The 23,066-nt window shown below is 58.1% G+C and carries 20 protein-coding genes; 12 read left to right on the top strand and 8 right to left on the bottom strand.

Annotation, left to right across the window (positions count from 1 at the left end):
• Nucleotides 1-39: 39 nt before the first annotated feature.
• The 6 genes from kdgK (at nt 40) to uxuA (ending at nt 7,384) form a co-directional block, all read left to right on the top strand.
• Nucleotides 40-1,047: a 2-dehydro-3-deoxygluconokinase gene (gene kdgK / locus H8S59_RS07890; RefSeq protein ID WP_187521056.1), complete on the top strand. Its 1,008-nt coding sequence runs from the start codon at nt 40-42 to the stop codon at nt 1,045-1,047.
• A complete protein-coding gene (gene manD / locus H8S59_RS07885) occupies nt 1,047-2,258 on the top strand; it encodes a D-mannonate dehydratase ManD (protein ID WP_095101480.1) in 1,212 nt (403 codons plus the stop codon). The genes kdgK and manD overlap by 1 nt, the downstream gene beginning before the upstream one ends.
• A 79-nt stretch (nt 2,259-2,337) precedes the next feature.
• The gene (locus tag H8S59_RS07880) at nt 2,338-3,369 is read left to right on the top strand and encodes a Zn-dependent oxidoreductase (protein ID WP_187521055.1); all 1,032 of its coding nucleotides are present in this window, start codon (nt 2,338-2,340) and stop codon (nt 3,367-3,369) included.
• 66 nt (nt 3,370-3,435) lie between these two features.
• Entirely contained in the window at nt 3,436-4,734 is a 1,299-nt protein-coding gene (locus H8S59_RS07875) for an MFS transporter (protein WP_095101484.1), read from the top strand.
• A gap of 11 nt (nt 4,735-4,745) precedes the next feature.
• Nucleotides 4,746-6,191, top strand: coding sequence for a mannitol dehydrogenase family protein (locus tag H8S59_RS07870; protein WP_187521054.1), 1,446 nt, complete (start codon nt 4,746-4,748; stop codon nt 6,189-6,191).
• Between the two features lie 17 nt (nt 6,192-6,208).
• Complete coding sequence (uxuA, locus tag H8S59_RS07865) at nt 6,209-7,384, top strand: mannonate dehydratase (RefSeq protein WP_187521053.1); 1,176 nt, start codon at nt 6,209-6,211, stop codon at nt 7,382-7,384.
• Between the two features lie 432 nt (nt 7,385-7,816).
• Here the strand turns inward: uxuA and H8S59_RS07860 are convergent, their stop codons facing one another.
• The 3 genes from H8S59_RS07860 to H8S59_RS07850 form a co-directional block, all read right to left on the bottom strand.
• Nucleotides 7,817-8,530, bottom strand: a complete 714-nt coding sequence (locus tag H8S59_RS07860; protein ID WP_187521052.1) for a FadR/GntR family transcriptional regulator — start codon at nt 8,528-8,530, stop codon at nt 7,817-7,819.
• A gap of 98 nt (nt 8,531-8,628) precedes the next feature.
• The gene (locus tag H8S59_RS07855) at nt 8,629-10,152 is read right to left on the bottom strand and encodes a UxaA family hydrolase (protein ID WP_187521051.1); all 1,524 of its coding nucleotides are present in this window, start codon (nt 10,150-10,152) and stop codon (nt 8,629-8,631) included.
• Between the two features lie 24 nt (nt 10,153-10,176).
• Entirely contained in the window at nt 10,177-11,187 is a 1,011-nt protein-coding gene (locus tag H8S59_RS07850; protein WP_187521050.1) for a zinc-binding alcohol dehydrogenase family protein, read from the bottom strand.
• Between the two features lie 417 nt (nt 11,188-11,604).
• Between H8S59_RS07850 and H8S59_RS07845 the strand changes: the two genes are divergently transcribed.
• Nucleotides 11,605-12,747: a glycerate kinase gene (locus H8S59_RS07845; protein WP_187521049.1), complete on the top strand. Its 1,143-nt coding sequence runs from the start codon at nt 11,605-11,607 to the stop codon at nt 12,745-12,747.
• 217 nt (nt 12,748-12,964) lie between these two features.
• On the opposite strand, the gene H8S59_RS07840 is transcribed toward H8S59_RS07845, so the two are convergent.
• Nucleotides 12,965-13,348 (bottom strand): carboxymuconolactone decarboxylase family protein, encoded by a 384-nt coding sequence (locus H8S59_RS07840; RefSeq protein WP_343073046.1) that lies wholly within the window; start codon nt 13,346-13,348, stop codon nt 12,965-12,967.
• Between the two features lie 84 nt (nt 13,349-13,432).
• Here H8S59_RS07840 and H8S59_RS07835 point away from each other — a divergent pair, with 84 nt between their 5' ends.
• Both H8S59_RS07835 and H8S59_RS07830 read left to right on the top strand, forming a co-directional pair.
• Entirely contained in the window at nt 13,433-14,338 is a 906-nt protein-coding gene (locus H8S59_RS07835; protein WP_187521047.1) for a LysR family transcriptional regulator, read from the top strand.
• Between the two features lie 177 nt (nt 14,339-14,515).
• Nucleotides 14,516-15,856 carry an MFS transporter gene (locus H8S59_RS07830; RefSeq protein WP_187521046.1) on the top strand — a complete coding sequence of 447 codons (1,341 nt, stop codon included), beginning with the start codon at nt 14,516-14,518 and terminating at the stop codon, nt 15,854-15,856.
• 143 nt (nt 15,857-15,999) lie between these two features.
• Here the strand turns inward: H8S59_RS07830 and H8S59_RS07825 are convergent, their stop codons facing one another.
• From H8S59_RS07825 to H8S59_RS07815, 3 genes are all read right to left on the bottom strand, one after another.
• Nucleotides 16,000-17,322: an MFS transporter gene (locus tag H8S59_RS07825; RefSeq protein WP_187521045.1), complete on the bottom strand. Its 1,323-nt coding sequence runs from the start codon at nt 17,320-17,322 to the stop codon at nt 16,000-16,002.
• Nucleotides 17,323-17,422: 100 nt separating this feature from the next.
• Nucleotides 17,423-18,763: an amidase gene (locus H8S59_RS07820; protein ID WP_187521044.1), complete on the bottom strand. Its 1,341-nt coding sequence runs from the start codon at nt 18,761-18,763 to the stop codon at nt 17,423-17,425.
• Between the two features lie 5 nt (nt 18,764-18,768).
• Entirely contained in the window at nt 18,769-19,446 is a 678-nt protein-coding gene (locus tag H8S59_RS07815) for a DUF2848 domain-containing protein (RefSeq protein ID WP_187521043.1), read from the bottom strand.
• Between the two features lie 324 nt (nt 19,447-19,770).
• On the opposite strand from H8S59_RS07815, the gene H8S59_RS07810 reads away from it, so the two are divergent.
• The 3 genes from H8S59_RS07810 (at nt 19,771) to H8S59_RS07800 (ending at nt 22,199) form a co-directional block, all read left to right on the top strand.
• Nucleotides 19,771-20,460 (top strand): GntR family transcriptional regulator, encoded by a 690-nt coding sequence (locus H8S59_RS07810; protein ID WP_231675548.1) that lies wholly within the window; start codon nt 19,771-19,773, stop codon nt 20,458-20,460.
• 112 nt (nt 20,461-20,572) lie between these two features.
• Nucleotides 20,573-21,508 (top strand): LysR family transcriptional regulator, encoded by a 936-nt coding sequence (locus H8S59_RS07805; protein WP_095101514.1) that lies wholly within the window; start codon nt 20,573-20,575, stop codon nt 21,506-21,508.
• A 211-nt stretch (nt 21,509-21,719) separates the two neighbouring features.
• Nucleotides 21,720-22,199, top strand: a complete 480-nt coding sequence (locus tag H8S59_RS07800) for a hypothetical protein (protein ID WP_187521042.1) — start codon at nt 21,720-21,722, stop codon at nt 22,197-22,199.
• 51 nt (nt 22,200-22,250) lie between these two features.
• On the opposite strand, the gene H8S59_RS07795 is transcribed toward H8S59_RS07800, so the two are convergent.
• Nucleotides 22,251-22,907, bottom strand: a complete 657-nt coding sequence (locus tag H8S59_RS07795) for a DUF2625 domain-containing protein (protein ID WP_187521041.1) — start codon at nt 22,905-22,907, stop codon at nt 22,251-22,253.
• Nucleotides 22,908-23,066 lie beyond the last annotated feature (159 nt).

Below are 23,066 nucleotides of genomic sequence, written 5' to 3'. Positions count from 1 at the left end.
AATGAAACGCCGTTTTAAAAATAATAAAGGCGCGTAACGATGAATGCGATTTCAAGACAACAGCCGCAATCCGTTTCACACAAACCCGTCACGGTAGCGATGGTGGGTGAGTGCATGATCGAGATGCGTGCCGAGTCAGCCTCGGACTTCAGCCAGACGTTTGGCGGTGACACGCTGAACACGGCCGTCTATCTCGCCCGATTGAATCCAGCTGCACGCATCGCCGTGGAGTACGTGACCGCCATCGGCGCGGACAGCTTCAGCGACGCCATGCGCCAGTTGTGGTGTGACGAGGGCGTCGGCAACCGGCACGTCAGGGTGATCAAGGACGCATTGCCGGGGCTTTACGTCATCCAGACCGATACTCGTGGCGAGCGTCGCTTTGTGTACTGGCGCGGCCAGGCTGCAGCGCGGCGCATGTTCGACGGGCCTGAAGCAGATGCAATGCTGCAGGCGCTGGCCGACTACGACTACCTCTACCTGAGCGGCATCAGCCTGGCGATTCTCACGCCCGATGGTCGCGAGCGCCTGCTGCAGGCGGTGGCTCAAGCCCGTGAATCCGGCACCCGGATCGTTTTCGATAACAACTTCCGTCCTCACCTTTGGCCTGACGCCAACGCAGCTCGCCAGGCCTATAGCGACATCCTGCGCCTGACCGATCTGGCCCTGATCACCTGGGAGGATGACGAAGCCCTGTTCGCTTACCCAGACGTGGAGGCCTTGTTCAGTGCCTATGCGAACTTTGGCGTGGACGAGGTCGTGCTCAAGCGCGGCGCGGCGTCATGCCTGATCAACTGCGCCGGCCAGCGCTTCGAAGTGCCTGCCGAAGCCGTGCGCAACATCGTCGACACCACGGCGGCAGGCGATTCGTTCAGCGCCGGATATCTCTCCTGTCGCCTGCAAGGCGGTGCCCCGGATCTCGCGGCTCAGTGGGGACATCGACTGGCCGCTCAAGTCGTTCAGCATCGCGGTGCATTGATCCCCGTAGCCGCGATGCCCAGTCTGGATATGCCTTCTTTTTCTTTTGCCGCAGAGGCCCGCAACTGATGAAAATCATTGAAGCCCGCGTGATCGTGACCTGTCCGGGTCGCAACCTGATCACTCTTAAAATCGTCACGGATGCCGGTATTTATGGCATTGGTGATGCGACCCTCAATGGCCGCGAACTGGCGGTGGTCGCCTACCTTGAAGAACACGTGCTGCCCGCGCTGATCGGTCGCGATGCCCACCGTATCGAGGACATCTGGCAGTACCTGTATCGCGGGGCCTATTGGCGCCGTGGTCCGGTGACCATGACCGCGATTGCCGCAGTAGACATTGCGCTATGGGACATCAAGGCCAAGGCCGCCAACATGCCGTTGTATCAGTTGCTGGGTGGCAAGAGCCGCGAGCGGGTGATGGTGTACGGGCATGCCACCGGCAAGGACATCGAGGGTTGCCTGGACGAAGTCGCCCGCCATGTGGAGCTGGGTTACAAAGCGGTGCGCGTGCAGTGTGGGATTCCAGGGATTGCGACCACTTATGGCGTGGCCAAGCGCAGCGGCGAGCGCTATGAGCCAGCCGACAGTGACCTGCCTGCCGAACATATGTGGGACACCGCCAAATACCTCAACTATGTACCCAAACTGTTTGCAGCCGTTCGCGAGCGTTTCGGTGACGACTTGCACATTCTTCATGACGTCCACCACCGCCTCACGCCTATCGAAGCGGGTCGGCTGGGTAAAGCTGTAGAGCCGTTCAACCTGTTCTGGCTGGAGGACTGCACCCCGGCTGAAAATCAGGCTGCGTTTCGCCTGATCCGTCAGCACACCACTACGCCATTGGCGGTGGGTGAAGTCTTCAACTCGATTCATGACTGCCGCGAGCTGATCCAGGAGCAGTTGATCGACTACATCCGCGCCACCCTGGTACACGCAGGGGGCATTACCCATGTGCGACGCATTGCGGACTTTGCTGCGTTGTTCCAGGTTCGTACCGGCTTTCACGGGGCTACAGACCTGTCGCCGGTGTGCATGGGCGCTGCCCTGCATTTCGATACCTGGGTGCCTAACTTCGGCATTCAGGAACACATGCCCCACGACGAGCGAATAGACGAAGTCTTTCCTCACGCCTATCGCTTTGAAGACGGCCATTTCACTCCGGGCGAAACTCCGGGACATGGCGTCGACATTGACGAGAACCTCGCGGCGAAATACCCCTACAAACGCGCCAGCCTGCCGGTCAATCGCCTTGAAGACGGCACGCTCTGGCACTGGTAAGCCCAGCTTCGATACCAGTAAAAAACGATTTACCACAACAAGAACATCAGGCGGCGGCCGCCCTGACAGGAGTTATCCGATGAAAGCTTTTCAAGTAAGAGCACCTTTTGAGTTCGGCCTGGCCCAGGTCGAGGTGCCGCAAGTCGCACCCGGCGAAGTCAAGGTTGACGTCGCCTACGCCGGTATCTGCGGCTCGGACATGCACATCATTCACGGGCAGAACGCTTTCGTGCGCTTCCCACGGGTCACCGGTCATGAGTTCTCTGGCGTGGTTCGCGAAGTGGGCGAGGGCGTTGAACACCTCAAGGCCGGCGACCGCGTGTGCATCGACCCGGTGATCAGTTGCGGCACGTGTTACCCGTGCAGGATCAACCGCCCTAACGTCTGCACAAAACTGCAAGTGATTGGGGTGCACCGCGACGGTGGTTTCAGCGAGCAAGTCTGCGTCCCGGCCGGTAACGCCCATCGCCTGCCGGACTCGATGTCTTTGAGCCACGCGGCATTGGTAGAACCTTACTCCATCGCGCTCAATGTGCTGGATCGCATGCAGGTGCATCCGGGTGACAGTCTGCTGATTTACGGGGCTGGGGTGATTGGCCTGACCCTGGTGCAGATGGCCCGGGCCCTGGGTTTGACCGATATCACCGTCACCGACGTGATCGACGCGCGGCTGGAAACCGCCAAAGCCCTCGGCGCCAGTCACACCCTCAATGGTCAGGCGGTCGACGTTGAGGCCACGATGCGCGAATTGACTCATGGCGAAGGCGTCCCGCTGATTGTCGACGCGGCGTGCATTCCGTCCCTGATGCCGCAAATGGTTCGCCTGGCCTCGCCAGCCGGGCGTATTGGCCTGTTGGGCTTCAACGCGACACCGAGTGATCTGGTGCAACTGGAAATGATCAAGAAGGAGCTGACCCTGGTGGGTTCGCGCCTGAACAACCGCAAGTTCCCCAAGGTGATCGAGCTGATTGCCAGCGGCAAATTGCAGGTTCAGGAACTGGTCAGCCATCAGGTGTCTTTCGACGAGATGCCTGCGGCCATCGACCTGATCGAACACTATCCTGAACAGACCCGCAAGGTGCTGGTGCAGTTGGGTGAAGCGCGTCACTAGTCCCCTGTAGAAACGAGTGCCCTTTGGGCACCCTCACCGAATAAACATAAAAAGCGGGAGGTTCCAATGTTTGGTCAAGGTCGTACATTAATTATCATCATGCTGTTCCTGGCAGGCGTCATTAACTACCTGGATCGCTCTGCATTGTCCGTGGCAGCCCCTTTCATCCAGAAGGACTACGGTCTGACGACAGGTGAAATGGGCATGATCTTCAGCAGTTTTTTCGTCGGCTACGCGGCGTTCAACTTCATCGGTGGCTGGGCGGCTGATCGCTACGGCGCAAAAACCACGCTGCTGCTGGCGATGGTGTTGTGGTCGTTGTTCAGCGGCCTGACTGTGCTGACCGTAGGTTTCGCTTCGTTGGTGCTGATCCGCATCCTGTTCGGCATGGGTGAAGGGCCGTTGAGCGTCACCACGAGCAAGATGGTCAACAACTGGTACACGCCCAAGCAACGTGCGCGGGCACTGGGTTCGTCCATGTCCGGCACGCCGCTGGGCGGGGCGATTTCCGGGCCGGTGGTAGGCTTCATTGCCATCAGCTACGGCTGGAAAGTGTCATTCATTATCATCATGGTGGTAGGCCTGATCTGGGCTGCAGTGTGGTTCAAGTTCGTCAAGGACAAACCCGAAGGCAAGGTGGCTGAAGAGATCCAGCGCGCCGAAGGCACGAGCGAAGTGGCTTCGTTGCCGGTGCATCCGCTGCGTTATTACCTCAAGCAACCTACGGTCCTGTTCACCTCTCTGGCGTTCTTTTCCTATAACTACACGTTGTTTTTCTTCCTGACCTGGTTCCCCAGCTACCTGACCATGGCCCATGGCCTGAACGTCAAGGACATGAGCATAGCGACCGTTATTCCGTGGCTGCTGGGTTTCCTCGGTCTGGCCCTCGGCGGTTTCATTTCCGATTTCGTGTTCAAGAAGACCGGGCGGATGATGTTCTCCCGCAAAGTGGTGCTGGTCACGTGCCTGCTGGCCTGCGCTGCCTGTATTGCGGTGGCCGGGATCGTCAAAACACTTTATCCGGCGGTCATTCTTGTTGCGCTGGCCGTGTTCTTCCTCTACCTGACCGGTGCCATTTACTGGGCGATCATTCAGGACACCGTGCCTGCCGCACGCGTGGGTGGGGTCAGTGGCTTCATGCATTTCCTGGCGAACACCTCAGGCATCATTGGCCCGACCCTGACCGGTTTTCTGGTGCAGTTTACCGGCTCGTTCACCAGTGCCTTCCTGTTGGCGGGGCTGTTGACCGTAATCGGCGCCGTGTGCGTGGCGCGTTACGTAAAACCGCTGAGCGCTGCAGACACGGGTGAGGCGGCTGTGCAGATCCCGCAGCATGATTCGGCCTTGAGCCATCCCAGAACATAAGGAGCGTTTCGATGCCAATTGTGAACCGTGTGCCTGCTGCCGACCCTGCCTCGGAGATCGGTATCGTGCATTTGGGCCTGGGGGCGTTTCATCGAGCCCATCAGGCGGTCTACCTTCAACGCAACCTCAACCGTCATGGCCAGAGCAGTTGGGGCTTATGCAGCGCCAACCTGCGTTCCAATCGCGCCGTGGTTGATCTATTGCGCGAGCAGGATGGCCGCTACCACGTCGCCGAGTACCGCGACCGTGAGCACGTGACGCTGCGGGAAATTGCTGTCGTGCGCCAGGCGCTGTATGCGGGCGAGGGCGGTGACGAGCTGGAAAAACTGTTGCAGCGCATGGCCGAGCCGCAAACGCGGATTGTCACGCTCACCGTCACCGAAAAAGGCTACTGCCTGAGCCCGTCAACCGGGCAACTGCGCCTTGAAGATCCGACGATTGCCCATGACATTGCTCATCCGCACACGCCGCGTTCGGCGCCCGGTATCGTCCTCGAAGCCTTGCGCCGTCGTCGGGCAGCTGACATCCCGGCTTTCACTGTCCTGTGTTGCGACAACATGCCTGACAACGGCCAGCGTACCCGGCAAGCGGTGCGCGGCCTGGCGGTAGAGCAGGATCAAGACCTGGCGCAGTGGGTCGACCAGCACGTGGCGTTTCCCAGTTGCATGGTCGACCGTATTGTCCCGGCCATGACCGCAGAGTCTTTCGGTCGTCTGGAGCAACAACTGGACTGCCATGACCCAGCGGCCGTGGTCTGTGAAAGCTTCAGCCAGTGGGTCATCGAGGACAACTTTCCGCTGGGTCGCCCTGACTGGGAAGTGGAAGGCGTACAGATGGTCGACGACGTGCAGCCCTTCGAAACGATGAAGCTGCGCATGCTCAACGGCAGCCATTCGTTATTGGCTTACGTGGGTGTGCTGGCGGGACATGAGTTGGTGTTCGAGGCGGTCAACGACGCCCGGATGGCAGGTCTCATTGAGCATTACATGGCCCATGAAGCCGCACCCACGCTGGACATGCCTGCGGGCATCGATCTTTCCCTCTATGCCCGTGATTTGAAAGCGCGCTTTGCCAATGACAGCCTGCAACATCGCCTGCGCCAGATTGCCATGGACGGTTCGCAAAAGCTGCCGCAACGCTGGCTGCTCGGCGCACAGCAGTTGCTTGACGACGGTCGCGATATCGCTTGTACCGCTTTGGGCGTCGCGGCCTGGATTCGTTACTGCACGCAGCCGACGGAGCAGGTTATCGACGATCCATTGAACGCCACTTTTGCCGATCTGGCGGGGCGTTTCGAAGATGCGGCTCTGGTAGACGCATTTCTCGAACTGGATGAGGTTTTCCCGGCGGCATTGGCCAATCGCCCGGCGTTTCGTGACGCCGTGCAACAGGCTTACAGCTCGCTGGTTGGCGAAGGTATCAGCAGCGTGCTGCAACGCTTCGCTGCACACCACTAACAAGAAAGGAGAAGCACATGGAACAGACATGGCGCTGGTTTGGCCCCAAAGACCCGATCTCCCTGGCGGATGTCCGGCAAACCGGAGCGACCGGCATCGTCACTGCGCTGCATGAAATCCCCAACGGCGAAGTGTGGCCAGTAGAGGCCATCGCGGCGCGCAAAGCAATGATCGAAGATGCTGGCCTGACCTGGTCAGTGGTGGAAAGCATCCCGGTACATGAAGACATCAAGCGCGGCTGCGGCCGACGTGATGAGTACATCGCCAACTACCAGCAGAGCGTGCGTAACCTGGCCAGTTGCGGCATTGATATCGTCTGCTACAACTTCATGCCGGTCCTGGACTGGACACGTACCGACCTGGCCTGGGAACTGGCAGACGGTGGTTGGGCACTGCGTTTCGACCAGACCGCGTTTGCCGCCTTCGACCTGTTCATCCTCAAGCGTCCGGGGGCAGAAGCCGAGTACAGTGCCGAGGATATTCAGCAGGCCAAAACCTATTTTGAAGGGCTGACCGAAAGCCAGAGCCAGGCGTTGGTCAATACCCTGATTGCAGGTTTACCGGGCGCCGAGGAGCATTACACCCTGGAAGATTTTCGAGCCTTGCTGCGTACTTACGCTGATATCGACGAAGCCCGTTTGCGTGAGCATCTGGGGTACTTTCTGCGTGCAGTGATTCCGGTGGCGGAGGAAGTTGGCGTGCGGATGGCGATCCACCCGGACGACCCACCCCGTGCACTGCTGGGGCTGCCGCGCATTCTGTCCACCGCCGCCGATGCGCAATGGTTGCTGGACGCCGCGCCTAGCCAGGCCAATGGCCTGACGTTCTGCACCGGCTCTTACGGTGTACGCGAAGACAACGATCTTGTGGCCATGGCCAAGCACTTTGCGCCGTACATCTACTTCACGCACCTGCGCTCAACCCGCCGCGAGGCGGACCCGCGCAGCTTCCACGAAGCCCATCACCTGGGCGGCGACGTTGATATGGTCGGGGTTATCCGTGAGCTGGTCACCGAGGAGCGTAGACGTGAACGCGAAGGCGGCCCACGCCTGCCATTGCGCCCGGACCATGGGCATCAATTGCTGGACGATCAACATCGCAAGAGCAATCCTGGTTACTCGCTGATTGGTCGGCTCAAAGGCCTGGCAGAGATTCGCGGGGTGGAACTGGCTGTGCGGCAGCAGTTGAGTTGATGTTGTCCGTCTGATAGACCTTAGCGCCTATATCGCGGGCAAGCACCGCTCCCACAGGGGGAATGCGATCTCATGTGGGAGCCGGGCTTGCCTGCGATGCGGACGCCACACATATATCGCTCGAGTGCAGCCCAGACCAAGCCCGGTTCCCACATGAGACCGTGTTCCCCTGTTGGAGCGAGGCTTGCCGCGAAGAACGATAAAGCGGTTTTCTGCCATACCGCGTCGACTGGTTCGCGGGTAAGCCCGGCTCCAACAGGGAGCTACGATCTCCTGTGGGAGCGGTGCTTGCCCGCGAAGAACGATAAAGCAGTTTTTCTGCCATACCGCGTCGACTGGTTCGCGGGCAAGCGCGGCTCCAGCAGGAAGCTGCGATCTCATGTGGGAGCGGTGCTTGCCCGCGATGCAGGCGCCACAGATATAAAGTCAACACTAACTCCTGACATCCTCAGGCTCCAGCGCCTGCAGCCAGCGTCCTTCCGAGCGACTCAAATGCTGGCGCATCGAGGTCTGGGCGCCGAGCACGTCCTTATTGGCAACCGCACGCAGAATCGCCTCATGCTCAATGACTGCCGCTTCCCAGGTTGACGCGTTCTCTGAATGCTTGCTGAGGTGAGCAGAAATTGGATTGTGTCGCTCATCAAACAGTGCAGTGATAATTCGCACCAGTGCCGAGTTGCCGCTCATTTTAGCCAGACGGTGATGAAATTTGCGGTCGTCCTCCAGCGGTGGCAGGCCGTTGGCAATGCTTGCGCGCATGGCGTCGATGCAGTCCTGCAAATAGCGGTAGTCACTTTTCTTGCCATGCAAACAGGCCAGAATCACGCTTTCGCCTTCGATCAACGCTCGGGCCTGCATCAACTCCGAGGGGCTCTCGCCCAACGTCACAGGTTTGCTGCTGCCTTCCTTTTGGTTGGCGCGCACATAAACGCCTGAGCCCATCTTGATTTCGACGGCGCCTTCGATCTCCAGTGCAATCAAAGCCTCGCGCAGCGAAGGTCGCGATACCCCCAGCAACCGCGTCAGGTCACGTTCAGGGGGAAGCCTGGCACCGGTTTTGAAGTCCGCCTGCGCAATGTAATTGCGCAATTGATCGGCGATTTTCTGATACGGCTTTCGCTCAGCGGCGTTGATCGGTGAAACCATGGCGACGGCGTCCCTCGGAAAGTTGGCGAAGGCTACCATAGCGACCGATTGTTTCGCCGCTAATGAAACCGTCCATGCTGTCTGGATTCAAGCCGCTATCACATCACCGCGCCGATCTGCCATGGCAAAAACTCGTTATCCCCCAAGCCATTTTCTTCACTGCAGGTTTGCCGTCCGGAGGCGGTATCGAGCATCAACTGGAACAACCGTTGACCTGACTCGGCCACGGACTCAACCCCGTCGACAATCCCCCCGGCATTGAAATCCATATCCAGCTCCATGCGTTGGAACAGCCCCGTATTGGTAGCAATCTTCAGCGAGGGTGTGGGCTTGCAACCGTACGTCGAACCCCGGCCGGTGGTAAAGCAAATGAGGTTCGCACCGCCTGCCACCTGACCTGTCGCAGACACCGGGTCATAGCCCGGCGTGTCCATGAACACCAGCCCCCGGGCTTTAATGGTTTCAGCGTACTGGTAAACCCCCATCAAGCCGGTAGCACCTGCTTTGGCCACCGCACCCAGGGATTTTTCCAGAATGGTGGTGATGCCCCCGGCCTTGTTGCCGGGCGAGGGGTTGTTGTTCATGTCACCGTCGTTGTGGCGGACGTAGGCTTCCCACCAGCGAATCCGCTCCATCAATTGCGCTGCGATTTCCGGGGCGGCGGCGCGGGCCGTGAGCAAGTGTTCAGCGCCGTAGATTTCAGGGGTTTCCGAAAGTATCGCGGTGCCGCCTTGTTGCACCAACAGATCGACCGCTGCGCCCAGTGCCGGATTGGCGGTGATGCCCGAATAACCGTCTGAACCGCCGCATTGCAGACCGACGCACAGGTTGCTGGCCGCTACGGTTGTACGCTGGAATTTATTGATGATTGGCAACATTGCCTCTATATGGGCGATGCCGCGTTGTACGGTTTCACGTGTGCCGCCCGCATCCTGGATGATCAGACTGGCCTTCAACAGGGCTGCGCGGTCGTCAAGCTCATCCAGCAATGGGGTCAGTTGGTTGACCTCACACCCCAGGCCAATCAACAGCACACCGGCAAAGTTGGCGTGATTCGCGTAGCCGCTTAACGTCCGCTTGAGGATGTCGATGCCTTCACCTTTGGCGCCCATGCCGCAACCGCTGCCATGGGTGATGGCAACCACGCCATCAACATTGGGAAAGTCCTTCAGGCGCTCGGCAGTGAACGCTTGGGCAATGTGCTTGCAGACAGTTGCGGAGCAGTTGACGCTGGAAATGATGCCAATGTAATTGCGGGTGCCGACCCGTCCATCGTCGCGCAGGTAACCTTCGAACGTGGCTGGCTCGTGGCTCAATGCAGTGGGCGAATAGACGTTCTGCACGCTGTGTTCGGAATTAACGGTCGGCATGGCCAGGTTATGCACATGGACATAGTCGCCGGGCTCGATGTTCTGCGTTGCCTGGCCGATGGGCTGGCCATACTTGAGCACGTGTTGCCCGGTCGATACGCCGCGCAGGGCAATCTTGTGGCCGGACGGAATCGACTGCCGGGCGATCAGCTCAATGCCGTCGGCGCTGAGCTGCTGGCCTTCGGCGATGTCACCTCGGGCGACAGCGACGTCATCCCCGGGTGACAAAACAAGCAAGGAGGGCTGGTTCATGGTGCGTCCTCTAAATGCGTTTTTTCAGCACTCGATGATGGCTTTGACGACGCCCTGTTTCGGGTCGAGCAGTGTGGTGAACGATTCGGCAACATCTTTGAGCGTCAGCCGATGGGTGTTCAGCGCTGCATCCGGGATCAGGCCGTTGCGCAAGCATTCCTCCACATAGTGGAAGTCCTCCTTGGTGGCGTTACGGCTGCCCATCAGGGTGGCTTCACGCTTGTGAAACTCAGGGTCGGAGAAGGTGATTGAGTCCCGAACCACTGAAATCATGACGTAGGTGCCGCCGTGCGCGATGAACTCGAAGCCGCGTTCCATGGCCCGGGCATTGCCAGTGGCGTCGAATACCACGTCGAAAAAATCACCTTCTGTGAGGTCGGCCAAAGCCTGCTTGTCGCCTTCGCCGATTTGCACCGCTTCTTGAATGTTCAAGTGTTGGCTACAGAAGGCCAGACGGTCTTCGCGGGTATCCAGTACCGTGACCTTCGCGCCGCGAAGACTAGCGAAGATCGCCGCGGCCATGCCAATCGGACCGGTGCCGACCACCAGCACGCGCTTGTCCGCCTGCACATTTGAGCGACGCACCGCATGGGCTCCGATCGAGAGAAATTCGATCATCGCGGCCTGATCAAGAGAAACACCCGCCGCTTTATGAACGAATGCCTGGGGGATGCTCAGGTATTCGGTGAACGCCCCGTCGCAGTGAACCCCCAGCACCTGGATTCGGGTGCAGCAGTTGGTTTTGCCCTGTTTGCAGGCAATGCATGTCCCGCATGAAAGGTAGGGCATCACGTAAACCACGTCGCCAGCAGCAAGCTCGCTGGTGCTGTCGGCGTCTTCGACGACCCCGGAGAACTCATGGCCCATGACTCGTGGGTATTCGAGGTAAGGCTGGTTGCCGGTGAAAATATGCAGGTCGGTGCCGCAGACACCCACGCGCTTGACGCGGATGAGGACTTCTCCGGCTTTTCTGAGCGGCTTATCGCGTTCGATAGCGGTTAACGAGCCGGGTTCGTTACAGATGACGGTCAGCATGCTGATGCTCCTTGGTCGGGGAAAGGGCACCGAGCGCGCTGCAGGCGGGATATCTACACATCAGGAGGATCTCTTTTTGTTGATCTCTTTTTGTTGTAGTCGGGCAGGTGCCCGCTCGGATGATCACGCCTGAAAACTACACGCCGGGAATTTTATTGGCAAGACCAATATTTATTTATCCTGAATTGGACCGACCAATTTGTATTTCTCGGTCCGCTTGTTTGGTGTCGCGCAGCTGACTTGTAAAAACGGTGACCGGACCTTGATGGGCGCTTCATCGGCGTGCTGAGCCTGACCGGTGGTCCGCAAGCGCCGGGTACTTACGCGCAGCTATTACACATGACCGCAGACTAAAGCTTGCACGATGGGTAAGGTGTCAGCCTGAAGGCACAACAAATAGATCGCCGGAGAGCATCAATGAAGATCGTCATAGCACCTGATTCGTTTAAAGACAGCCTGAGTGCGGCCGATGTTGCTCAAGCTATCGCGCTGGGCCTGGCTGAAGTTTTCCCTTCCGCAGAACTGGTTCAATGCCCCATGGCCGACGGCGGTGAGGGCACCGTGGATGCAATCCTGGCAGTACTCGACGGTGAACGACGTCAGCACATTGTCACCGGCCCACTGGGCACAGACGTTACCGCTCAATGGGGTTGGTTGCCCGAGTCGCGTACTGCAATCATCGAAATGGCTGAAGCCAGCGGTCTGCAACTGGTGGCGGTGGCACAGCGCAACGCCTGCATCACGTCGACTGTCGGTACTGGCCAATTGATTGTCGAAGCTCTGAATGCAGGTGCCGAGAAAGTCGTATTGACCATCGGCGGCAGCGCAACCAACGACGGCGGTGCGGGCATGCTCACTGCATTGGGTGTGCGGTTTTATGATGTGCAAGAAAAACCGTTGGCTCCCGGCGGTCTCGCGCTCGCCGATCTTGCGCGCATCGACCTGAGTGGTATGGACCCCCGTTTGCAGTCGGTCAGCTTTGAGATCGCCGCTGATGTCGATAACCCGCTGTGCGGACCACAAGGGGCCTCCTTTACCTTTGGCCGGCAAAAAGGTGCAAGCCCTGAGCAAATACAATCGCTGGATCACGCACTGGCGCGCTACGCCGATTGTTGCGCGGCCGTCCTCGAACGCGATGTGCGAGACGAACCCGGCGCGGGTGCCGCCGGAGGCATGGGCTTTGCCGCGAAAGCATTCCTGAGGGCAGGGTTTCGACCGGGTGTTGAAGTGGTGGCTGAACTGGTTGGCCTTGCAGAAAAAGTCCGGGACGCAGACCTGGTGATCAGCGGGGAGGGCAGTTGCGACTTCCAGACCCTGAGAGGCAAAACCCCCATGGGCGTGGCCCGCGTCGCCCAGAAGCATGGCGTGCCGGTGGTGATACTTGCCGGAACATTGGGAGAAGGCTATGAAGCGCTGTATCAGCACGGTATTACCGCTGCCTTTTCGGTAGTTTCCGGTCCGATGACCCTGGTAGAAGCCTGTCAGGACGCACCGCGTTTATTGCAGGAACGGGCAAGGGATGTCGCTCGGGTCTGGCAACTGGGACGCACCACACGCTAGTTATCCTAGACGTTGTCGATGTGTTTTAAACGCTCGGTTAGAAAGTCGATATGACACTGATTGAGAGCTTTTATAAAACAAACATAAATCACTGAATAGATGCGATTTATGTGGGAACGGTGCTTGCCCGTGATACGAACACCGCGGTATATCCTTCAGACCGTGTCGCCTTTATCGCGGGCAAGCACCGCTCCCACATAGAACACCACACAGACAGCTATGGGCTGTCGTGCTGTGCAAACACTTCCTTGGCAGCAAACAAACCGTTCAACGCAGCGGGGAATCCTGCATACACGGCCATCTGCATGATGATTTCGATAATCTCTTGTTCAGTGCAGCCGACGTTGCGAGCGCCGTGGATATGCACCTTGAGTTGCGGTGCGGCGTTGCCCATGGCGGTGAGCGCTGCGACGACTGCCAGCTCTCTGCTTCTGAGGTCTAGACCCGGTCTTGAATAGATATCGCCAAACGGAAACTCTATGAGTAACCGTGCGAAATCAGGTGCAATGTCTTTCAGGCTTTCAATAACGTTTTCGCCCGCTTGACCATCGATCTCTCTGAGCTTTGCCAAGCCTCTGGCATACCGTTCGTTTTCCATAATTCCCTGCTCCACTGAAGTGTATAACCCACCATAGGACTGCCGCGGAGCTTTGATCCAATACCTTTTGGGTGATACCTTTTCGGTATGAACGAAGCCATTGATCTGCGACAGTTCCGTTACTTCCTTGCACTCAGCGAAGAACTCAACTTTGGGCGTGCAGCAACGCGCTTGCACATTTCCCAGCCGCCACTCAGCAGGCAAATCCGTCAGTTGGAAAATCAACTTGGCGTCGAACTGTTTCTGCGGACTCAAACCGGGGTAACGCTTACTGCGGCAGGCCTGGCATTTCTGCCTGAGGTCAAACGAACACTGGCACAAGCGGCGAAGGCTGTGGCTATTGCACAGGCAACGCGCGAGATTGAATGCGGCCGATTCTGCGTGGGTTATACAACTGTATTTGATCGCAGCATTATTCCCGATGTGTCGGAGCTCTTACGGCTGCGCCATCCGGGTTTGATGGTCAAGACTACGGGCAAACACTCGATCAGCCTTGTGCGGGACATCAAGAGCGGCACGATGGATGTGGCTTTTATCGGTCTGCATACCGAGGCCAAAGGACTGCATGTCGAAACGCTCCTGGAGGAGCCAGTACTGATCGCTCTGCCAGCCAGTCATTCCCTCGCGCGTAAGCGCAAGCTAGGTTTTGCTGACCTGAACAACGAGGCGATATTCCGATTCGAGCGTCGGCTGAACCCAGGGTTTTATGACCATTGCCAGGCAATCTTTGAGCGCCATAACTTCAGGCCTCGTACGATCCCTGAACCCGACGACCATCACATATTACTGGGCTTGATTGCTGAGGGGCGGGGTATGGCGTTTGTCTCCGCATCACTCAAAAACGTAACGCGGCACGGGGTTGTTTATCGTCAGCTCAGGGATGAAGCGAGCGAGCTATCAAGCGGGATCGCAATGGCGTGGTCCGATAGCAATTCGTCGGCAGTTCTGGATTATTTTCTGGACCTTGTGCGCATCAAGATCCATTCACAATAAGCCTCATTTTCCTCAACATTGGCGGAGATTGCGCCAGCGTGGTTCATTCGTGGCACTTGATTGGTGCGCAGGCCATTTTGCACAAGAAAAACTGATCGTTGCCGTGTAAAAAACCCGTTTGTCAGGCCTCGATGTGTCGACAGATCATTTCTTCATTGTTGATTAATGGAGAACATGATGAGTACAACGCAAACCTCGCAGGCGCTGTCCGACTCCCCACCGGTTGCCTCTTCAGCGCCCGTGGCTTCGGGCAAGAAGATGAGTCGCCTCGCAGCCGCCAGTACCATTGGCACGACGCTGGAGTGGTACGACTTCACGGTCTACAACCTGATGGCGGCGCTGGTCTTCAATGCGATTTTCTTCCCGTCGTTTGATCCTCTCACCGGCACTATTCTCGCGTTCTCTACCTATGCTGTCGGCTACATCTCCCGGCCTTTGGGGGGCATTGTTTTTGGTCACTTGGGCGACAAGCTCGGCCGCCGTTTCGTGCTGGTTACTACGCTGGTTCTGATGGGTGTCGCTACGGGGCTTATGGGGCTATTGCCGACTTACGCCGCGTGGGGTATCTGGAGTCCGATTCTGCTGGTGGCGTTGCGCTTCGTGCAGGGCGCGGCAATTGGCGGCGAATGGGCGGGCGCGGTTTTACTTTCCATGGAGCACGGCGCGCAGCATCAACGCGGTCGTAATGCATCGTTCACTCAGGTCGGCCCTTCCTGCGGTACGTTGCTGGGCACTGGCTTCATCGCGCTGGTTTCATGGGGACTGAGCCCCGAAGACTTTCAGTCATGGGGCTGGCGCATCCCGTTCCTGTCCAGCGTCGCGCTGGTGATCTTTGGTCTCTGGCTGCGTCGCGGAGTGGAAGAAACGCCGGTTTTCAAGGAAATCGAAGCACACAATGCAACGGCAAAGACCCCCATCAAGGAAGTCTTCAGCAATCACTGGCGTCGGCTGCTGCTGGCGGGCGGCGCACGGGTGGGTTCGGATGTGCTGTATGCGCTGGTCGTGGTATTTACGCTGACGTATGTGACCACGGTCCTGCACTTGCCGCGTCCTTTGGCGCTGACTGCAACGATGATTGGCGCGGGGTTGAATGCGATCTGTGTACCGCTGTTCGGCATCCTCTCGGACAAGATCGGCCGCAGACCGGTGTACATCGGCGGCGCGCTGTGCGCGATGGTCTGGGCGTTTGTGTTCTTCAAACTGATGGATACGGCTCAGCCACTGTCAATCTGTGTCGCAGTGATCGTGGGCCTGGTCATTCACGCGGCGATGTACGGACCGCAAGCTGCCTTCGTTACCGAGCAGTTTCCGACTCGCGTCCGGTATGCCGGTTCGTCGCTGGCTTATACGCTGGCGGGAATTATCGGTGGTGGCTTCGCTCCGCTGATTATCGCCTCTTTGTATAAATCCTATGGCTCGACGTTGGCAGTTTCGCTTTACGTGTGCGCAGCGTTGAGCATCACGCTGATCGCGCTGATCTGCGCCAGGGAGACGGCAGGTAAGCCGTTGGAGAAATAGGTTGTAGCGAGACAAGGTATAAAGAAAGCCCCCGGCCAAATGGTCCGGGGGCTTTTTTGTGGGCAGTGGCGCGGAACAGATCAACTCAACCCTGTGGGAGCCGGTCCTGCGAGATTGCATGCAAACAGAGACTCTCCCACAGCTCACTTCGTACGGCTGACTTTCACATCCTTGAACAGGCAGAACACCAGCACTGCAGCCAGAATCTCCAACGCAGCAACGAAGTACAGGCCCGCCGCAAGGCTGCCAGTCAAGGTGCGCAGCCAGCCAATCATGTAAGGCGCGATGAAGCCAGCCAGGTTGCCGATGCAGTTGATCAGTGCAATGCCGCCCGCTGCCGCAGTCCCCGCGAGGAACGCGCCGGGGATTGACCAGAAAACCGGAAACGCCGCGAGAATCCCGGCTGCTGCAATGGTCAGCGCGATCAAGGCCATGGTTGCGTTACCCAGGCACAGGCCGGTTGCGATGAGGCCCAATCCTGCGAGCAAGGCTGCCGTGGCGCAGTGGATGCGACGTTCGGCGGTTTTATCCGAATGGTGACCATTCCACAGCATGGCCAGGGTACCCACGATAAAAGGGATTGCTGCCAGCAAACCGATGCTCATGGTGTCGTTGACACCCAGCGACTTGATCACCGAAGGCGTCCAGAACGCGATGGTGGCGTTCCCCGAGACAATGCAGAAATACACCAGCGTACACAGCCAGACCTTGGGGTTACGGACCAGCGCCTTGAGGTCGCTGTGTTTTTCCGGCTCCGCGTCTTCGCGAGCAATCACCGCGCTGACCATCTGCTGTTCTGCAGAGCTCAGCCATTTGGCATTGACGGGTTTCTCCGGCAGATAGCGAAGCACAGCAAAACCTGCCAGCACTGAAGGAATGCCCTCGAGAATGAACAGCCATTGCCAGTTCGCCAGACTCCCGACACCTACCATGCGGCTCATGATGAAGCCGGCAATCGGGCCGCCGACTACACCGGCAATGGCAAACGAGGTCATGAACATGCCGTTGATGCGTGCGCGCTGGGCGGCCGGAAACCAGTAGGTGAGGTACAGCACGACGCCAGGAAAGAACCCGGCTTCGAACACCCCGAGCAGAAACCGCAAAATGTAGAACGACATCGGGCTGGAGACGTAGGCCATCGCCATCGATGTCAGCCCCCAAAGGATCGTGATCCGGGCCAGCGTGCGGCGTGCGCCGATCTTCTCCAGCAAGAGGTTACTGGGTACTTCGAACAGGAAGTAACCGATGAAAAATATACCGGCGCCGAGTCCGTAGACCGCTTCGCTGAAGCCCAGATCGTCGAGCATCGCCAGTTTGGCAAAGCCGACGTTGACCCGATCGATCCAGGCTAGCACAAACAGGAACACCAGAAACGGCAGCAGGCGCCAGGCAATCTTGCGATAGGTTGCGGCGTGATCGGACGCGACGTCAGCAGCGCTGCCATTCAGGGCGGGATTGTGGTTCATGTTGCATCTCCATCGATCAAGAGATGGCAGCCTATCGATGGCTGCAATACCGGTGCGCGCGCGGCAACGGCCGCGAGCGCAACGACAATCACGCTCAGGTTTACGGGGTGCGCAGCAGGGGTTCGACACTGCGGGCGATTTGCAGCACCCGGGCGTCCTGACCCTTCAGACCGGCAATGGACAAGCCCACCGGCAGTTCCCCTGGCAGGTGGCAAGGCAGGCTGATTGCGCAGCCGTCGAGGAAATTGATCACGCTGGTGTTACGCAACACCAGGCCGTTGGTGGCGAAGAAATGCGCGTCGTCCTGCTCCAGCGGTGCCAGCTCTGGCGGTACCACGGCAACGCTTGGCATCAACCAGGCATCGGCATCGCCCATTCGTTGGGTGGCGAGGTCAATCATGGTCTGACGCTGGGCGAGCAGATGCAGGTAATCAGCCGCACTCAACGCTTCACCCCGGCGTATACGCTGCGCCACGCGTGGATCGTAGTCAGCCGCTTGCTCACCACTGAGCCAGCCCTGATGCAAATACCAGGCTTCGGCAGCCGTCAGGCCTCCCGCAGCATTGATCTTTGGCAGGTCGTGCAACTCGGGGAAGTCGAACCAGCGAATGGATGCTCCCGCATCAGTCAGGCGTTGCAAGCTGCGTTCGAAGGCGGCGGCGACAGTGGCATCGACACCGTCCATGACGAAGTCACGGGTAACTGCCAGACGCAGGCCTTTGAGCGAAGCAGGCCGGGTATCCAGGGTCTCGCCTGACAGAATACTGTCCAGCACGATGCTGTCGTCGACCGTGGCGGTCAGCGCTCCGATGGAGTCCAGGCTTGTGGCCAGAGGGAATGCGCCCTGAGCCGACACTCGGTTGGCTGTGGGTTTGAAGCCAACCAACGCGCAGAACGCTGCCGGAATGCGCAGCGAACCACCGGTGTCCGTACCCAAACCGGCAACCGCCATGCCTTCGGCAACGCTGACCGCTGCGCCAGAACTGGACCCGCCCGCGATGCGTCCGGTCGCAGCAGGACTGGTCGGAGAACCAAAGTGTGGGTTCAAGCCAAGGCCGGAGAACGCAAATTCACTCATGTTGGTACGGCCCAGCAGAATCGCGCCCGCGGCTTTCAGGCGCGCAACGACGAGCGCATCAGTCTCGGCGGGTGCATTACCGGCCAACACTTTGGAGCCTGCAGCCGTGACCTGTCCGGTTACGTCGAACAAGTCCTTGATGGAAACCGGCAGTCCCGCCAGCGGGGAGGGCACATAGCCTGCGGCACGGGCCAGATCGCTGGCACGTGCAGCTTGCAAAGCACTTTCTGCATCTACCGATATGTAGGCTTTGCCCCCTTGGGCGCGGTGCGCATTGATGCGCTCCAGCGCTTCGGTTACCAAGGCCTCGCTGGTGGTAGCGCCGCTGGCGAGATCCTCGGCAAGCTCTTTGATTGGCTTCATCTGCATTACTCCGCGACTGGCAACGGTTCCACGCTGTAGGCGTGGCGCAGGCTGCGATCGAGCACCGGGTCAAACAACTCCATCTCGAAGGCTTCGCCGTAGCCCAGTTCACCGATCACCGGCTGGGTGCCGCAGAACATCGCGGTGCCTTGCGCGAGGCTGGCATTGTCGTTGAGCTTGGCCAGGAGCGTGTCGGGTGCCAGCAGGCTGGTGACCGGACCTTCCTGATAAAGGCTGCGAACACCGTCGCGGGTGCGCCAGGTGCGCATGATCAACTGATCCCAGTGGCTCTTGACTTCATCGAAACGCCAGGCTGTGGCGGCGATCGGTTTGTCGCACATTTGCTTGGAAACGGTGACGTCGAAGGCTTCAACCTTGCGGTCCGTGTGATCAGAACCCAGGCCGACCAGCAAGCCAACACTGCTCGGAATCAACACAAACTCGGTTTCCCCGGAAGAATCCTTGCCCGGCACCTGAATGGATTCGGCGGGGTTCAGCAGGCTGGCGGCCACTCGATAGAAACACGGAATCTGAGTTGGACGACGAACGCCGAGAGCTTCCAGTTCAGCAATGTGATGCTCAACGGCTGCACTGTTACGGCCAGCCCAGCCAGCGATGATCAAGTGATCGATTTCTACAACAACGGCGCCATGGTTGGCGACCTGGAGAGTTAGCTGAGTCAATGTGTGGCCCTCGTTTCAGATAGGAAGAGTGTTAGTCGTTAGTGAAGTTACACTGATATATCACATGATTATCAATAGGCAATTGATATGCCAGTCAGTATTGTCTAAGCATTAAATTGATACTAATCAGGTGTTTAATAGATACATAACAAGTAGTTTATGAAGATCGAAAAAGCACTGTGTTACCAAATCGCACCGCTTTTGGGCGTGCCGTGCGTACTAATGGCGCGTTTTTGTTACCGGTTTGGGGTGGCGTGAAAAGCGACAATCCAGACGATATGAAATACAGTGATATATCAGCAGCGCCCCATGAGGATTTCCGGATTGCTCGATTCAACTGACCTGCCCACCGCCGATCTTGTTGGCAAACCCGCCGCCAAGAGTGGTGCAAGCCTGCGCGAACTGGCGTACGTACAGATCAAGCAACGCATCATTTCCTGCCAACTGCGTCCAGGCGAAGCGATCAATGAGGCGCAACTGACTCAGATGCTTGGCTTGGGCCGTACGCCGGTGCATCAGGCGCTGCACCGTCTGGAAATGGAAGGCATGGTGACGATCCTGCCGCGCAAGGGCGTGATGGTGACGCCCATATCGTTGAACGACATTCTCGACATGATCGAAGTGCGTAGAACCAACGAAGAGCTGTGCGTGAAGCTGGCCGTCGAGCGCGCGCAGGAAGACGACTTCATCCACATGCGCGAAATCATCGGACGCACCCAACCGCTGCTGGAGCGTCGGGACGTGAAGGGTCTCATGGAAGTTGACCTGCAATTCCACCTGGCGATTTCCGCCGCTGCACGCAACCGGGTATTGGCTGAGTTACTCCGCACGCTGCATGAAAAACAGGCGCGTTTCTGGTTCCTTACATTGTCCGAAATGCACCACAGTGAACGCATCTACGACGAGCATTTGCAGCTACTCACTGCCATGGAAAACCGCGACAGCGCGGCCGCCATCAAGGCTATCCATCACCACATCGATGACTTCCGTCGAGCCATCATGCGTACTCTTTAAGAGCGCTCGGCAACCTTTGCCTTTGAATATTCTGGCGTACAACTTGCGTGTGGATCCTGCTGACTGACGCCCTTTGTGCGGGTAGATCCATTATTGGTACGGGCTGTTACGCATGAACCTGAAGTTTCTCGAAACCTTCGTTTGGGTGGCGAGGCTGAAAAGCTTCCGCCTGACCGCAGAAAAGATGTTCACCACCCAGGCCTCCATCTCCAACCGCATTGCTGCTCTGGAAGCGGAGCTCGGTGCAAAGCTGTTCTTGCGTGACTCCAAACGCGTATCGCTGACGCCTGAAGGGGAGCGGGTGCTCGACTATGCAGAACAGATGATCGACACGATGCATGCGCTTCAGCAATCGATCAGTGCCACCAGCGATCTCAAGGGTTGTATGCGGCTCGGCGTCATGGATACGGTCATCCACACGTGGTTGAGCCCGTTCATATCGACGTTGATGGAGTGTTACCCGGCGGTTGAAATCGAGCTCACCGTCGATACATCACTTAACTTGTGCGACCAGCTGCAGAAAGGCTATCTGGATCTGATCGTGCAGACCGACATGGTTCGCAGTGATGCGGTCCGCAACCAGCATCTGGCCTTACTGCCGGTCGAGTGGATCGTGCAGGCCGGGTCCATCTACCAGCGCAGCTACACGTCTATCGACGAACTGGCTGCCGAACGCATCATCACCTTCTCCCGTAACTCCCGTCCGCATCAGGACATTCTCAACCTGCTGCACGCAGGCGGCGTCGACAGCCCGCGAATCAGCTGCGTGAACTCGGTCGCCGCCATGACTCTTTTGGTGGGTGACGGCTTTGGTATTGGTGCGTTGCCGACGGCATTGGTCAGCAAAGAGTTGGCCGAGGGCAAGTTGTTCATCCTTGAAAACGTGACGCGGCCTCAAGCGCTGGACATCATCGCCTGTTGGCGCGCCGGGGTTGGTATGGAACTGACTGAGCAAGTGGTTAGCATCGCCCGCCATACCCTGGAACAATACGCCAGGCAGATGGGGTCGGAAATGGTGGTTCTCAGCTTAAGCGGCGCACAGGTTTGAAGTGTCCTCAATTGCAACGTCGACTCACGCGAAGCATGTAACAATGCCGCACGGCTAAACCCGGGTGCGTTTAAGGAAACAGCACGGACGTCCGGGATGGAATCCTTCATAGAAGACCACACCACACATGAAAGCACTGCCCCTCTTGGCCACGATGGCCCTGTTGACACTGTCTTTGACCGGATGTAGCCCGGTCGCGAACGGGGTTCGAATGCCCGAGCCTATGCACCTCACCTTGCGCGTGGTCGGTGACAACGGAGAACCGCTTGCCAACACGTCAGTAAAAATTCACCAGATCGTACTCGGCGCCGACAGATTTTTCTGCATGGGCAGCATAGGGGTAGCCGGCTATGGAGGAGGGGGTTGCGGGGGAGGCCAGATCAGAGTCCCTATTTACAAAGGTGAATTTCCCGCCAGCGGATCACTCGACTTCACCCTTGAGTATGGGGGCAAGCTGTATATCGAGGTGGCGGAGTCATGCGACAACACTGCCCCCAACGCCATGCGCCGGTATTTCAGGCGCGAGCTGTCCACCTGGCTAGTCAAGGATGGAGAGACCATTACGGCGGCTCCCCGTGTTATTGAGGAAGGTTTTTCATACTACACCCGATATGAACCGTGCACGACCCGCAAGCCTTCCCTTGAAAACTGGGACGATCATTATTACAACCCACTTAAGCGGCGGTCATAACCTGCGTGCGCCCCGCCAGGGGCTGCGTGTCAAATCCATGGTTGAGGTATGCTAGCCCGGTGGATTCTCCAACTTGCTGGCAAAACCGATGTTCAACTCATAGTGTTCTGCGACGTCCACAATTCTGCGGCTGCTTGTCTCCAGCGATCCCTCTTGCGTCCACAAGAACGGATAAAACGTCATGCATTGATCTGCGTTCATCTTCTCCAGATCCTCTTGCCATGTCGGCCATTTGAGGTCTTTATAGAACATGAGCATTTGGTCGCTGAGTGCCCACTCCAGAAAGTCTGTATAGCCAATTTCCAATGGCTCCCATTCCAGAGTGTCCGGTGCCCAGTAATACATTGAGCCAACGTCTTCTCCGAAACGTCCGCCATTGATTGAAAAGAAACCGCCTGCTGCGTCGTCCGCCACCAACAGGTGACCGCCACCGTCGTGCAGATGGGTCCAGTCAAGGATGTTTCTGGACAGTTGCTCGTGTCCGGATCCCAGAAAGCGTAGCCAGCCTCCATCAATGAGGATGCCTCCGGTTTCGTACGCAACCGCGCCTAAAGTTGATCGCGTAGTGATCTGGAGCCCCATCAATACTCTGGCGTTGTCCTGTGAAGGAGGAAGCAACTGGCAGCTGCGTTGCGCAGTGCTCAGCAACTCCTTTAACAAGGGCAGGGCAGGTTCATCGTGTTCGATCAGATCTTCAAGGCGTTTCATTTAACCGGTCCTCGGGGAAAGTCTCCTTATGGTACCGGCATGCGCCTAAAAGTTAAGAGTTTGATAAAACACGTTGCCTCGGGTCAAACACAGACGCTGTAGGAGTGAGCTTGCTCGCGATAACGGTAGACCTGTTGAGAAATTACCGTCTGGGCACAC

This window comes from Pseudomonas folii (assembly GCF_014357575.1).
Lineage (GTDB): Bacteria > Pseudomonadota > Gammaproteobacteria > Pseudomonadales > Pseudomonadaceae > Aquipseudomonas > Aquipseudomonas folii.
The sequence above is the reverse complement of the archived record's forward strand: the minus strand, read 5'-3'. Positions and strand labels throughout refer to the sequence as shown.

Excerpts from the sequence above, each read along its gene's own strand:
- H8S59_RS07875 (WP_095101484.1), top strand. The coding sequence starts at position 3,436 with ATGTTTGGTCAAGGTCGTACATTAATTATCATCATGCTGTTCCTGGCA.
- uxuA (WP_187521053.1), top strand. The coding sequence starts at position 6,209 with ATGGAACAGACATGGCGCTGGTTTGGCCCCAAAGACCCGATCTCCCTG.
- manD (WP_095101480.1), top strand. The coding sequence starts at position 1,047 with ATGAAAATCATTGAAGCCCGCGTGATCGTGACCTGTCCGGGTCGCAAC.
- H8S59_RS07855 (WP_187521051.1), bottom strand. The coding sequence starts at position 10,152 with ATGAACCAGCCCTCCTTGCTTGTTTTGTCACCCGGGGATGACGTCGCT.
- H8S59_RS07870 (WP_187521054.1), top strand. The coding sequence starts at position 4,746 with ATGCCAATTGTGAACCGTGTGCCTGCTGCCGACCCTGCCTCGGAGATC.
- H8S59_RS07825 (WP_187521045.1), bottom strand. The coding sequence starts at position 17,322 with ATGAACCACAATCCCGCCCTGAATGGCAGCGCTGCTGACGTCGCGTCC.
- H8S59_RS07860 (WP_187521052.1), bottom strand. The coding sequence starts at position 8,530 with ATGGTTTCACCGATCAACGCCGCTGAGCGAAAGCCGTATCAGAAAATC.
- H8S59_RS07800 (WP_187521042.1), top strand. The coding sequence starts at position 21,720 with ATGCCCGAGCCTATGCACCTCACCTTGCGCGTGGTCGGTGACAACGGA.
- H8S59_RS07845 (WP_187521049.1), top strand. The coding sequence starts at position 11,605 with ATGAAGATCGTCATAGCACCTGATTCGTTTAAAGACAGCCTGAGTGCG.
- H8S59_RS07880 (WP_187521055.1), top strand. The coding sequence starts at position 2,338 with ATGAAAGCTTTTCAAGTAAGAGCACCTTTTGAGTTCGGCCTGGCCCAG.
- H8S59_RS07830 (WP_187521046.1), top strand. The coding sequence starts at position 14,516 with ATGAGTACAACGCAAACCTCGCAGGCGCTGTCCGACTCCCCACCGGTT.
- H8S59_RS07795 (WP_187521041.1), bottom strand. The coding sequence starts at position 22,907 with ATGAAACGCCTTGAAGATCTGATCGAACACGATGAACCTGCCCTGCCC.
- H8S59_RS07820 (WP_187521044.1), bottom strand. The coding sequence starts at position 18,763 with ATGAAGCCAATCAAAGAGCTTGCCGAGGATCTCGCCAGCGGCGCTACC.
- H8S59_RS07805 (WP_095101514.1), top strand. The coding sequence starts at position 20,573 with ATGAACCTGAAGTTTCTCGAAACCTTCGTTTGGGTGGCGAGGCTGAAA.
- kdgK (WP_187521056.1), top strand. The coding sequence starts at position 40 with ATGAATGCGATTTCAAGACAACAGCCGCAATCCGTTTCACACAAACCC.
- H8S59_RS07850 (WP_187521050.1), bottom strand. The coding sequence starts at position 11,187 with ATGCTGACCGTCATCTGTAACGAACCCGGCTCGTTAACCGCTATCGAA.
- H8S59_RS07835 (WP_187521047.1), top strand. The coding sequence starts at position 13,433 with ATGAACGAAGCCATTGATCTGCGACAGTTCCGTTACTTCCTTGCACTC.